We start from the raw sequence: 12011 nt of genomic DNA on the forward strand, positions 1-12011 counted from the left end.
CGGCTTATTCTTCCGGCTGTTTGTGTCTGCGGTCAATGGCTGTACGGATGGCACTTAGCAACTTTGAGGGTTCGACAGGTTTAGCAAGCAATGCATCGACAGTATTGCTGTTGATACGCGGATCCTGCAAGCGCCGTGCCAACGCGGTGACAACGATCTTGGGCAGATCCGGGGATATCTTACCAACTTTTTCGACCAGTTCTCCACCGTTCATGCCGGGCATGTCGTAATCGGTTATAAGGCAGCCCCAACTGTCGGGGTCGTCAGAAATGACCTCCAACACAAAATCGGGGTCGTCCAGAACAGCAACTTCGGCACCAGAAAGCTCCAGTCGTCTTGCTATGACTTGCGCCACACTCGGGTCGTCATCGACCACGATGATTGGAATGCCGGTCAAGTCTATGGTTTCTTCGTCTACCTTCGGAACCTCTGCCAGAGGTTTGGAATTCGACGCAAGCGGCCAATAGATCTCGAACGTGGTCCCGGTGCCTTCTTGTGACAGAATTCGAAGCCCGCCGTCATTTGCCTTGATGACGCTTGAAACGACGGCCAGTCCTAACCCGGTACCTTGCGCGCCTTTTGTTGTGAAATAGGCGGTAAAGATATCACCGATCTTGTCGGCGGGTATGCCGGACCCAGTGTCTTTGACGTCAATTCTGACGTAGTCGTATTCAGGGTCGATCCATCCCAATTGCAGCGTGTCCACAGCAGGAAGTTCGGGGTTGAGATCCAGATTCAATGAAATCTCTCCACCATGGGCGGGCAGGGCGTCCAGAGCATTCATGATCAGGTTCAGGGTCATTTGCAGCAAATCTGTGCGGCTTGAATACGAAAAGACCGGCGTGCTGCCCAGATCTGCGCTCAGTGTTGCGCCGGGGCGCATAGAAGGGCGCGCGAATTCCAGCGCTTCTTCCATCAAGGCGCGAAGATCAATTTCTTCCTTCGCCTTTTCACTGGCACCCAGGTCGAGCAATTTGTTCACCAGTTCGGCGGCGCGATATCCCGCCGTCGTGATCCGTGTGGCGGCCACTTTGTTGGCGTCAGATGCGTCGTCGTCTTCTGTGATCAGATTGGCCGAGCCGGTAATAGCAGAGAGCAGATTATTGAAATCATGGGCAAGACCGGCGGCCATCTGCCCCAGCGCCTCTTGCCGCTGTGCAGCTTGCAGCCGGTCACGCAGAACCGCCCGACTGCGTTCAGCCTTAAGACGGCGCGTGATATCATGCACGGTAACGACATGACCCAGATCGGCCACTTGCGTCAGCGAGACCAGATGAACCTGACCCTCTTCGCCGCGTCGGCGCATTTCGCTCTGGGCCGCGCCCTCCGATTTGTTTGATGGCAAATGCTGCAACAAAGTCCGGATGTCCGCAGGTTCGTAAAACTCGGTCCATCTGCGGCCAAAAAGATCCTCGGCGACCTCAATATCCCACAACGGAAGCAGACTTGGGTTTGAATACGTCAAACGGCCTGACTGGTCGGTGATCGCAATGCCGTCCTGAACTTTTTCAATAGCAGTAACGCGTTGCAGCAAAGTCTTTTCCGTTGCCTTCAACTGAGTCACATCAGACGCCACAATCACAGCACCGCCGCCCGTGATCGGGTGTTCGTTCACAAGAACCGTTCGGCGATCGGGCAGGCGCACTTCAAGACTGCGGGCTTTGGTCAACAAGCGTTCAAGATACTCACCGGCCTTTTCTAGCGCGATATCCTTGGGAACCCCTGATTTCATCAGGTAGCGCGACCAGATATCGGTGAATTGCCAGCCGACACCCCAGTTGATTTCGTACATATTCACGAATTCTTCGAACCGAGCGTTCGCGAACAGAATGGTGCCGTCGCTATCCAACGCAAGAAACCCTTCTCGGGTCGAAGACAAAGCCGCTTCCAACCGGTTGCGGGCCTCGTCTCGGTCCAATTCTGCCTTAACCTGCCGGGTTACGTCGGTTTGGGTTAAGACGACTTGCGTGATCGGACCTTCGTTGGGAAGGATCGGGCTGACCGAAACTTCGTTCCAGAAAGGTGTCTTGTCTTTGCGCCGGTTGGCCAGCCGAAATGATCCGGTCCCAAAGGTGGCGATACAATCTTGGAATTGGTCAAGACGCGCCGAATCTCCATGCCAGAAAAGGCTGTCATCCCGGCCTATCGCTTCGTTCGTGGTAAACCCGTTCAAGGCTTCCAGAGCTTTGTTTACATAGGTCAGTGACAATTTTTGATCGATGACTTCCCCAATCGCAACGGCTGAAGAAGACCCATCGATAACCGCCGCCAGAAACGCATTGTGTTCTTCCAGTTCCAGGCCGGCCAAGGCTTCAGATGCGATGTTGCAGAACCGTTTTAAAAGCGCCGCGTCGCGTTTCGTAAACAGGCCTGTCTTGGTGGACAAACAAGCCAGTACGTCACGTTCGCCATCGAGAATTCGAATGGGCTCGGCCAGAAGACTGTGGAAACGCCTTAGCGGTACCGGAACGTCACGATCTTCTGAAATCATGGTTCGAACATCAACAATGCGACGGCCGCGATCAATCGGGACTCCGACGGTTTCCCAAGCGAGGCCTTCAAACTCTGGTGAATCGGCAAGGGTGACCTGAGTGCCCGCATCGGTGTTGTGAAACACCATGACGTGATCGCAGTTCAGCGCCTGTGTAATGACCTTCAAAAGCGCGCGAATAGAGTCAGCCCGGGTTCGGTCAGAGTGAATGCATTCCAGACCCGAAAGCAGCGCCCGCGTTTCGCGGTGGCTTTGGGCTTCACGTTCCCGAAGCTGCTCAATTTCGACCAGTGCTTCGCGCAAGCGCTCATCGTCTGCCATGTGGGTCTTTCTTGCCGAGATCCTTATGAGAATACTATACTGGAGATCATCAGATTGCCATGATGGTTTTGCCCGTCAAATGCCATTCCTTGTTCGCCAAATGAAAAAATGCCCATAAACGGTTTGCCGGACAAGACATTGTTTATGCCGCCGACAACGTCATCCATTCGGTCCTGGACAGCCATCATGCAGCCGCCGCAATAGACCACCAAGGCACCCTTGACGTCGTCTTGAGACATGCCGCCGACCCGCCCAGCCAGACATGTGACTTTTCCAGCGCGTTCCGTCAGGCTGCTGACCGACCCTTGCATCAAGGTCAGGACGTCGCCTTCGCTTACATCTGCAAACAAGTCCAACGACCCGTCCGGGTGCAAGGTCGACGGATGCGCAAGTCTGAAATAGGGCACGGTTCCGACGTTTCTTAAATGGCGACCCAACGGCGAAAGCGTGCTGTCCGCAAGGATTGACGCTGATTCTGACGTAGGTGTTTTCGGCTGCACTGCGCCACCGGTCCACCCGCAATACACGTCGGCAGCGGGACGGTTGTCGATCTCGATCAATCGTCGTCCGTTGGCCTTTGTCACTTGTCCGGAATGCAACGTCGGAGCATAGCCGTTGTGATACGCGAATGACACATCCCCTGACGGGAACAGGACCGACACGGCCACACCATTTTCCGCGCAGCTGTCACGGTCGAAAACGCTCCAGTTGCCGGATACGTCATTGTCGGCAGCGCTGCCGCCAAGGATCGGAACGTTGCGCCCCAACACGCTCTGGACGCCTTCAAGAACGGCTTCCTCGGTGCCGGGAACCGTCGACAACCATACCATGTCGGGTGCTTCGCCATATCGCCCCGCCGCCCTGAGCGCGGCCTCTGTTGCGTCTCGGGCCGAGGCCCGGGCATTATCGCCTATGGGGCGCATCGCGGTTCCATAAGCACCTTCGGGATCCCAGATGCAGAACGCTCCGGCGCCCAGTCCGTTGATGCTTTGCATGCCGGTGTCAGACATCACACCCTGGCAGGACGTCGCGCCGTGGAACGACCCCTTTGCGAGGTTGCGCAGGCCATTCTGTATGACGGCCTGATCGTAGACTGCCGAGAAGTGAACCGCGATGAAATCCGGATCGGATTTGGCAGTCGGCATTTGGCCAATGATGTCCGCTACGGCCTGCTCAGCTGACGGCGCGGTTGATGTCGCTACGATGATTTTCATGGTTTTTGCACCTCTGACACGCAGCTATCAGAAATTGAATCATTTTGCAGGACAGGCGTCAGCACATACGCGCTATGCGAAAGTATAGCCCGAAGCCTCAAAGGGCTATTTTTCAACTCATTCAACTGCCTGGCACTGGCCGTATTCGTTGCTGTTCTGGCCTACCGATACGTAGAGCCCGTGGTTGGTGCAGGGCATAGTCCCGGCAAGTGACCAGCCTGGAGGATGTTACTGTGACGATGACGAGTGATGTGAATTTTGTAAGCCAAAAGGGCCATAATCGCCCAACCCGATCTAAAGGGCGCCCGGTAGCTGCCGCCACCAAGCGCCTTCTGGATATTTCTCTGACACTGACGCTTTTGATGATCGCGGCTCCGCTGCTGATCGGGACAGCGGTGGCGATCAAAACCACAAGCCGCGGTCCGGTGTTCTTCCGTCAGAAACGTGTGGGACGATACGGTAAGACGTTTCGCATGATGAAATTTCGCTCAATGCACATTGATGCGGAAGAACGTCGCGCGGCGCTTTTGGCAACCAGTGACCGCGATGGTGTCTGTTTCAAGCAAAAGGATGATCCCAGGATCACGCGGGTCGGGCGGTTCATCCGCCGGTTTTCGATTGACGAGTTACCTCAGTTGTTCAACGTCCTGACCGGGGAGATGTCATTGGTCGGCCCGCGCCCGGCACTGCCCGAAGAGGTTGCCGCCTATTCGCCTCGTGCCTTGAAACGCCTTGAGGCTTTGCCGGGTCTTACCGGCTTGTGGCAGGTGTCAGGTCGCGCCGATATCGATTTTGACCGCATGGTTGAAATGGACATCGCCTATGCCCGGTCGAAAAGCCTGCCGCTTGATCTGATGTTGCTGGCCCTGACGTTCCGGGCCGTCGTGTCCGGTCGCGGAGCCTATTGAAGTACACGTAAGAAGGACCTGACTGATGAGCCACATCAAGACCGCTGTTTTTCCCGTCGCCGGAATGGGCACCCGGTTTTTGCCGATCACGAAATCCGTGCCAAAGGAAATGCTTCCGCTGATTGACAAACCATTGATCCAATATGCGGTGGAAGAGGCGCGCGCGGCGGGTATCGAGAACTTCGTCTTTGTGTCATCGCCAGAAAAACCGGCGCTGGACGACTATTTTCGCACCAATTACCGGTTGGAAAACTATCTTGCATCGCGCGGCTCAACCGATGCCTTGCGTCAGGTGCAGGACGTCACGCTAAAGCCCGACACATACTGGATCACGCACCAGATCGAAGCGCGGGGTTTGGGGCATGCTGTCTGGACAGGCCGGGCTTTCCTTAGGAACGAACCCTTTGCCGTTCTTCTGCCCGATGACTTCATCCATTCTGATCGCCCGGCGATCGGCCAGATGATCGACATGCATGCCCGGATTGGTGGCAACATGGTGGCGTCCATGGATGTCGGACGTGACCGGATTTCGTCCTATGGCTGCCTTGATGTCGAAGCGAGGGCGGGCCGCTGTCTGAGTGCGGGTCTGATCGTGGAAAAACCCAGCGCAGCGCAAGCGCCTTCGACCCATGCCGTGATTGGCCGCTATATTTTGCAGCCAAGTGTTCTGGAACATTTGGAAAATGCCGCGCCTGGGGTCAAAGGCGAAATCCAGTTGACCGACGCCATCGCCGCAGACTCGGCAAAGAACGAGCTGTGGGGGTACGAATTCGAAGGCAAACGGTACGATTGCGGAAGCAAGGTCGGCTTTGTCGAGGCAACAATTGCTTTGGCGATGCAACGCGAGGATCTGTCATCAGAGCTGTCTCTGAACACCAGCCGCACCGCAGGTTTTTCTATGGTTGCGTAGCCGCGTCAGGGTAGGCGGCATCGATCATCGCGCCGCTCAGAGTACCATACGCGACCGCCCAAGCCTGACCATCGGCTTCGGTAAACTTGTCACCCAGCACCTGACTCATTGTCCAGATCAATGCTTCGCCAACTGCGGGGTACTGATCGGCGGTCACGCCATAGGCCACATGCCGGATGGCCAGATCACGGGCGTCCGGCATCAGCGTGTCCAGTTGATCCAGATGATCCACAATGAAATCCAGCGTTGTCACCAGCTTCATGGCCTGGCTTTCCATATCGCCCTGGAACAAAGATCGCGTATTCGGAGCAATCTCGAACAAGCGGCGATAGAACATCTGACCTGTCATTTCCTGAAGTGTCGATGTGACGGCCCAGGTCCGGCGCACCGATCTTATATCTTCTTTTTTCATGACACTCAGTCCTGTTCGCACGGATTCTCAGGGGACTGACAATATTTATCCCGGGTCACATGTAAAGCGAAGAGGACACGACCTATGCGAACGTATAGGTGCTCCTCGACTTTTGGCGCATTGCTTAGGCGTTTGCCCCGGTGAACTGGGTCCGGTTTCAGTGTATTACTATCATATGAATGGTTGTCTGGCCTCAATGGCTGGCTGCGGGTTTGTAAATGTAACGAGTTGTCCGGTCACCGCAGCCGGTCACGAGAATGGTGTTGTCTATGGAACCTGTTGTCTGCCATCTTGTCGAAGCCCGCTCGGACCGGGCCGCAGAGGCCGCCGAATACCTTGGCCGTCGAGCCGGAATTGGTCCTGCAGATCATCGCGTAATTCCGGTCACCACGGGGACGCTTCGGGCTGCCCCGATCGAGGCAGATGTCATCGTTTCTCATCTGCCGATTGAATGGCGGCGCTTTCCTTTCCTGGTCGCGCTCAGAGCTGTTAATCCCAACCGCGAGATCGTGCACATGGCGTCAAAGGATTATTCTGAATCGATGTGGAACACGGGCGGCTTCCTTCCGAATGCTGCCTCGTTGCGCAATTGCGCTTATGCCTTGTTCGACCGGATTCAGCCCGACAGGATTTGATCGGATCATTCAGGTCACTTTGGATGGGCTTCGGGTCCTAAAGGTCCAATCTGCATCCCTAATTCAGGTTTGAAGCTTTATGGCAGGCGACGTTTTTTCGTCGTTCACTTCATACAGTTGCCACACGGTGGTGGTGGTTTGGTTTCAACAAAGAACCGTTTTACAACGCCGTCCTTCGCCTGTTTTGTCGCGCGTTGATACGGTCAACCCTGCAAAGAACGCCCGCACGACATCCGACAGATGGTTTTTGGGTGCAATGGTATGGGCGGCGAAACTTCGCAGTTTTTGAACAAGACCTTGACGATAGGCTCGTTGTCACGGAATTGACGGTCATAGTGTTTGAAGCCGGACGTGCATGCACCAGTCCGGAAGGAGAAGTTTGATATGGATATTTTGACCGTTCCCACGACACCCATTGAGGGGCAGAAACCCGGAACATCGGGGCTTCGCAAGAAAACCCGGGTGTTTATGGAACCGAATTATCTGGAAAATTTCGTTCAGGCAGTATTCGACGCAATCGGGGGCGCAGAGGGCAAAACCTTTGTCGTCGGGGGCGACGGACGGTATTTCAACGCAGAAGCGATCCAGACAATTTTGCGGATGGCCGCAGCCAATGGTGCCAATGCTGCGATCGTCGGGCGGGCAGGGCTGCTTTCGACACCGGCGGCGTCGAACCTGATCCGCAAAAACGCCACGGATGGAGGGTTGATCCTGTCAGCCAGCCACAATCCGGGCGGCATCGACGAGGATTTCGGCCTTAAGTTCAACATTCCGAATGGAGGCCCGGCGCCTGAGAGCATCACGGATGCAATTTATACGGGAACACTGAGCATTGCCCGGTATCTGACAGTTGAGAGCGCAGACCTCGACCTTGACCGCCTTGGGGATACACAGCTTGGCGATATGCAAGTGACCATTGTCGACCCTGTCGCAGATTATCAGGCCTTGATGGAAGACTTGTTTGATTTCGACGCCATTCGCGATCTTTTTGCGTCCGGTTTCCAGGTTCGGTTTGACGCCATGCACGCGATTACCGGCCCCTATGCCGCGGCCATCCTGCAAGATGCGCTTGGTGCGCCGGATGGCAGCGTCATGAATGCCATTCCATCTGTCGACTTCGGCGGTGGCCATCCTGACCCGAACCCGACATGGGCCAAGGGTCTGATGGTTGAGCTGATGTCCGATACGGGACCTGACTTTGGCGCGGCGTCGGATGGAGATGGAGACCGGAACATGATTCTGGGGCGTAACACCTATGTCTCTCCCTCGGACAGCCTGGCTGTGTTGACCGCCAATGCTCATCTTGCTCCGGGGTATGCCACAGGGCTTGCCGGCGTGGCCCGATCGATGCCAACCAGTTGTGCCGTCGACCGCGTCGCCAAGGATCTGCAGTTCGAATGTTTCGAAACACCAACGGGGTGGAAATTCTTCGGCAATCTTCTGGACGCGGGTAGAGCGACGCTGTGCGGCGAAGAAAGCTTTGGCACCGGGTCGGACCACGTGCGTGAAAAGGACGGGCTTTGGGCTGTTCTGTTGTGGCTGAACATCCTGGCCGTAAAACGGTGTGGTGTGTCGGATCTTCTGCAGGATCACTGGCAGAAATATGGCCGCAACTATTACTCGCGCCACGATTTCGAAGCTCTGAACAAGTCTGACGCCGAGGCGTTAATGGGCCGCGTTGAGGCGGCGCTGGGAACTCTTCCGGGGCAGACAATCGCCGGGCTGGTTGTCGAAAAGGCCGACAGCTTCAGGTACGAGGATCCGATTGACGGCTCGGTCAGCCGCAATCAAGGGCTTCGCATCCAGTTTGCGAACGGGGCCCGCGCGATCTTTCGCCTGTCAGGCACCGGAACGGATGGTGCCACGCTGCGTCTGTATCTTGAAACGTTGGAAACCGACCCGGGCAAGCTTGATCAGGAAGTCCAGATCGCGCTTGGCCCCATCATCAAGGCCGCGCACGAACTGTCGGGACTTCACAGTCTGGGTCGCTCGGCACCGGATGTGATCACCTGAGGGCTCAGCCAGCCTTGGTCCATGATTAGCCGCCTCGGACCCTGTGGGCAAGGCCCCTGTGAACAGGGTGGTACCAGCTAGCAAGCTGGCCAAAGTGTTTCTAACAATTACGTTTTTCATGGGTTCAGTTATATTCTGGGTTGAAGTGAGCCGCCGCCGGACGGCTGAGGACAGGCGGCTCAGCGAGAACGCGCCTGATTTTCATTGAGCTGTTTGCGCAGCTGCTGGTTCTCTGCACGCAGCAGGGCCATCTCGCCGCCGAACTCCTCTTCGGTCAGGCGACGCGGTATGTGCTGGGGACAATTCCAGTCGAAAGCTTCGACCGTAACGTGGATGCGCCTTTCGGCACCAACGGGCCAGTCTGTGACAGGAACGGAGGGCTTTTCTTCCACCGCCACACGGCCCCAGATTTTTAACCGCTCTGCACGGGGATAGTTCACGATGATAAGAGCAATGCGGTTGTCTGCTGTCAGATTGCCAAGGCTGATGTATTGGCGGTTTCCGCGCAGATCGGCATAGATGATCGCGTTTTTGCCATCTGCCCGCAAAAACCCGGGTGCCCCACCACGAAACTGGACATAGGGCCAACCGGTTTCTGAGACGGTGGCCTGATAAAAGCCGTCGCATTCTTGAATGAACGCGCGCTCGCGGTCTGACAGGATGTCACCGCCGGACCGGTCAGCTGTCAGGAGCTTAGCGTAGCCGCCTGACCCGTTTTTGTCTTGTTGATTTCGGACAGAAGGTGTGAACGCGATGTTGGCGAAGGCATAGGCCATGTCGTGTCTCCAAGTCTCAAATTGACTGTGTTGTTCTTAGCTTCGCAGGCGTGGCGGGATGATGCTCTCGCTGCAGATGCCCAGAGGTGAACAGATCGGTAAATGTTGAGATGAGGGTGAACTGACCGGTCAACTCAATCAAGTAAATCTTTGTGATGGATGTCATCAAAAATTCTGTCTACACCGAAATGACGGAGATTAAGACTCTAAAATATAGTCATATTCTTGACTGTTGAGGCATCAAAATATATTTACAGATCAGTCAATGTGGAGGGCGTTGTGAGCCAAAACAAACGCGCAGAGCTGATTCGAAAAGCGCTCCTTCTGTTTTATCGGAATGGGTTTCATGCCACGGGCATGGACCTTGTGGCCAAGGAAACAGGCGTGTCAAAAACGTCGATCTACAAGCATTTTCGGACCAAGGACGAGTTGATCCTCGCGGTCCTTCGCCTGCGGGACGAGAGTTTTCGGAACTGGTTGTTCCGGCGGATGGAGGAACTGGCTGACACTCCTCAAGGGCAGCTACTGGCAATGTTCGACGCGCTAGAAGAATGGTTTCTCGAAGACGGCTTCCAAGGCTGCATGTTCATCAAGGCGAGCGCTGAATTTCAGGATCCGAATGATGCAATCAACGCGCAGGCCTATGCTCATAAACGCATGTTGGTGGACCACTTTGAAGCGTTGGCGACGCAGGCCAAAGCGGATGATCCTCATGCGCTGGCAAGGCAGCTCCTTTTGCTAAAAGAAGGAGCCATTGTCATTGCAGCGATGTCACATACGAAAGACGCTGCACGCGAAGCCAAATCTGTTGCAAACCATTTGTTAGCCAACTGACCGGCCTGCGCTCAAAAGACCACGATGTCCCATTGAGCGTTGTGAGGCCGGTACGGAAAGTTTGGGACCAGATCACAGCCTTATCGCAGAAGAAGATCAGTCAGAACCTTCTCCACCGATGCAGAAATCCATATGAATGGCGGCAATTCAAAACGTTGCCGCCATGCGCCCTTGGACAGAACACTCAGAATAATTGTTTTTCTCAGGCAGATCATGCCAATATTGCAGCATGAAACCTGATTTTCGCACCCCCGCCGGCAACCCGATATCGAATTTCTGCTTTGGCACAATGCAGTGGGGCGGTAAGGCTGATGCCTTTGACAGCCGCGCCATGTTTGATGCGTCACGAGAGGCGGGCATCAATTTCTTCGATACAGCTCATGGGTATACTGACGGCAAGTCCGAAACCTTGCTTGGTGAATTTGCGGCTACAGATCGAGACAACCTGTTCATCGCCACGAAATGTGCGTCGACCGGCGACTGCAGTCCCGAAGCGATCACGAAGGATGTCGACGAAAGCCTAACCCGTCTGAATATGGATCGCGTTGACATGCTGTACATGCATCGCTGGTCAGATGACGTTCCGCTTGAGGCGACATATGAGGCGCTGGCTAAGATGGTGGATGCAGGGCGCGTTGGTCACATCGGTGTTTCCAATTACGCGGCTTGGCAGGTGATGAAAGCGGCTCGGGTCGCGGCATCATTGGATCTTGAGGTCGAGATGCTGCAACCCATGTACAGCTTGGTCAAACGTCAGGCCGAAGTTGAGATCTTGCCTATGTGCGCTTCAGAAAACATCGCCGTTGTGCCATATTCTCCGCTTGGTGGCGGCCTTCTAACAGGCAAATACAATACCGGCGCAGAGGGGCGACTTACGCATGACCAAATGTACAAGGCGCGCTATGGCCAAAGCTGGATGCATGCCTCAGCAAACGCTCTTTCTGACGTTGCCAATGAAGTGGGCATCTCCGCCATTACTCTCGCTGTTGCCTGGGTCGCCCACAACCCCGATATCACGGCTCCAATTCTCAGCGCCAGCAAATCCAGCCAACTAAAACCTTCCCTCGATGCAATTGACTATCAGATGGATGATGCAACTTACGCCCGCCTTACCGCACTTGCCCCAACACCACCCCCAGCAACAGATCGGTCCGAGGAGATTTGACCTGACGACGGTCACTAGGGTCAGGATTCATAACCAGTAGATGACGACGGCTGCGAGCGCGATGGCCGAGAGGAAGACCTTGGGACATCTGTCGTAGCGGGTTGCGACGCGCCGCCAATCCTTGAGCCTGCCGAACATGATCTCAATCACTGCCCGGCAGTGCATTGCGCAGCAATGGCACGAGAGGGACGGTTGCGACGTTTATAGCGGCGCTTGTCGTATTTCACGGTCTTCTTGCGCTGTTTTCGCCCAATGTGAGCAGCCCCACTTGAGTGGTCCATTTTAAAAGTTAGTGCATGATTGGCCGTTGATCCATCGGGATGATGGCCTCT

At 55.4% G+C, this 12011-nt stretch carries 10 protein-coding genes and 1 pseudogene; 6 read left to right on the forward strand and 5 right to left on the reverse strand.

Translation table 11 applies throughout. The features are described 5' to 3' along the window. Positions 1–4 precede the first annotated feature (4 nt). Together FOY56_RS22595 and FOY56_RS22600 are read right to left on the reverse strand one after the other, a co-directional pair. Positions 5–2812 carry a PAS domain-containing protein gene (locus FOY56_RS22595; RefSeq protein WP_146348421.1) on the reverse strand — a complete coding sequence of 936 codons (2808 nt, stop codon included), beginning with the start codon at positions 2810–2812 and terminating at the stop codon, positions 5–7. A gap of 23 nt (positions 2813–2835) precedes the next feature. Next, positions 2836–4026, reverse strand: coding sequence for an FIST signal transduction protein (locus tag FOY56_RS22600; protein ID WP_146348422.1), 1191 nt, complete (start codon positions 4024–4026; stop codon positions 2836–2838). 239 nt (positions 4027–4265) lie between these two features. Between FOY56_RS22600 and FOY56_RS22605 the strand changes: the two genes are divergently transcribed. Both FOY56_RS22605 and FOY56_RS22610 read left to right on the forward strand, forming a co-directional pair. Beyond that, a complete protein-coding gene (locus FOY56_RS22605; protein ID WP_146348434.1) occupies positions 4266–4934 on the forward strand; it encodes a sugar transferase in 669 nt (222 codons plus the stop codon). Positions 4935–4959: 25 nt separating this feature from the next. After that, positions 4960–5844 carry a UTP--glucose-1-phosphate uridylyltransferase gene (locus FOY56_RS22610; protein WP_146348423.1) on the forward strand — a complete coding sequence of 295 codons (885 nt, stop codon included), beginning with the start codon at positions 4960–4962 and terminating at the stop codon, positions 5842–5844. Here the strand turns inward: FOY56_RS22610 and FOY56_RS22615 are convergent. Next, entirely contained in the window at positions 5831–6256 is a 426-nt protein-coding gene (locus FOY56_RS22615; protein ID WP_146348424.1) for a globin domain-containing protein, read from the reverse strand. The genes FOY56_RS22610 and FOY56_RS22615 overlap by 14 nt on opposite strands. Positions 6257–6525: 269 nt before the next feature. Between FOY56_RS22615 and FOY56_RS22620 the strand changes: the two genes are divergently transcribed. Both FOY56_RS22620 and FOY56_RS22625 read left to right on the forward strand, forming a co-directional pair. Continuing rightward, the gene (locus FOY56_RS22620) at positions 6526–6891 is read left to right on the forward strand and encodes a hypothetical protein (protein ID WP_146348425.1); all 366 of its coding nucleotides are present in this window, start codon (positions 6526–6528) and stop codon (positions 6889–6891) included. 384 nt (positions 6892–7275) lie between these two features. Then, positions 7276–8904 (forward strand): alpha-D-glucose phosphate-specific phosphoglucomutase, encoded by a 1629-nt coding sequence (locus FOY56_RS22625; RefSeq protein ID WP_146348426.1) that lies wholly within the window; start codon positions 7276–7278, stop codon positions 8902–8904. Between the two features lie 179 nt (positions 8905–9083). Here FOY56_RS22625 and FOY56_RS22630 read toward each other — a convergent pair whose 3' ends face one another. Then, the gene (locus FOY56_RS22630; protein WP_146348427.1) at positions 9084–9680 is read right to left on the reverse strand and encodes a pyridoxamine 5'-phosphate oxidase family protein; all 597 of its coding nucleotides are present in this window, start codon (positions 9678–9680) and stop codon (positions 9084–9086) included. A 279-nt stretch (positions 9681–9959) separates the two neighbouring features. On the opposite strand from FOY56_RS22630, the gene FOY56_RS22635 reads away from it, so the two are divergent. Further along, positions 9960–10514, forward strand: coding sequence for a TetR/AcrR family transcriptional regulator (locus FOY56_RS22635; RefSeq protein WP_146348428.1), 555 nt, complete (start codon positions 9960–9962; stop codon positions 10512–10514). Between the two features lie 229 nt (positions 10515–10743). Next, positions 10744–11679 carry an aldo/keto reductase gene (locus tag FOY56_RS22640; protein WP_146348429.1) on the forward strand — a complete coding sequence of 312 codons (936 nt, stop codon included), beginning with the start codon at positions 10744–10746 and terminating at the stop codon, positions 11677–11679. A gap of 27 nt (positions 11680–11706) precedes the next feature. On the opposite strand, the pseudogene FOY56_RS22645 reads toward FOY56_RS22640, so the two are convergent. Further along, a pseudogene (locus FOY56_RS22645) lies at positions 11707–12011 on the reverse strand (transposase); the annotation flags it as partial.

The organism is Falsiphaeobacter marinintestinus (assembly GCF_007923355.1).
GTDB lineage: Bacteria > Pseudomonadota > Alphaproteobacteria > Rhodobacterales > Rhodobacteraceae > Phaeobacter_A > Phaeobacter_A marinintestinus.

Bases quoted from the DNA above. Each gene is read 5' to 3' on its own strand.
- FOY56_RS22595 (WP_146348421.1), bottom strand. From the start codon at position 2,812: ATGGCAGACGATGAGCGCTTGCGCGAAGCACTGGTCGAAATTGAGCAG.
- FOY56_RS22600 (WP_146348422.1), bottom strand. From the start codon at position 4,026: ATGAAAATCATCGTAGCGACATCAACCGCGCCGTCAGCTGAGCAGGCC.
- FOY56_RS22605 (WP_146348434.1), top strand. From the start codon at position 4,266: ATGACGAGTGATGTGAATTTTGTAAGCCAAAAGGGCCATAATCGCCCA.
- FOY56_RS22610 (WP_146348423.1), top strand. From the start codon at position 4,960: ATGAGCCACATCAAGACCGCTGTTTTTCCCGTCGCCGGAATGGGCACC.
- FOY56_RS22615 (WP_146348424.1), bottom strand. From the start codon at position 6,256: ATGAAAAAAGAAGATATAAGATCGGTGCGCCGGACCTGGGCCGTCACA.
- FOY56_RS22620 (WP_146348425.1), top strand. From the start codon at position 6,526: ATGGAACCTGTTGTCTGCCATCTTGTCGAAGCCCGCTCGGACCGGGCC.
- FOY56_RS22625 (WP_146348426.1), top strand. From the start codon at position 7,276: ATGGATATTTTGACCGTTCCCACGACACCCATTGAGGGGCAGAAACCC.
- FOY56_RS22630 (WP_146348427.1), bottom strand. From the start codon at position 9,680: ATGGCCTATGCCTTCGCCAACATCGCGTTCACACCTTCTGTCCGAAAT.
- FOY56_RS22640 (WP_146348429.1), top strand. From the start codon at position 10,744: ATGAAACCTGATTTTCGCACCCCCGCCGGCAACCCGATATCGAATTTC.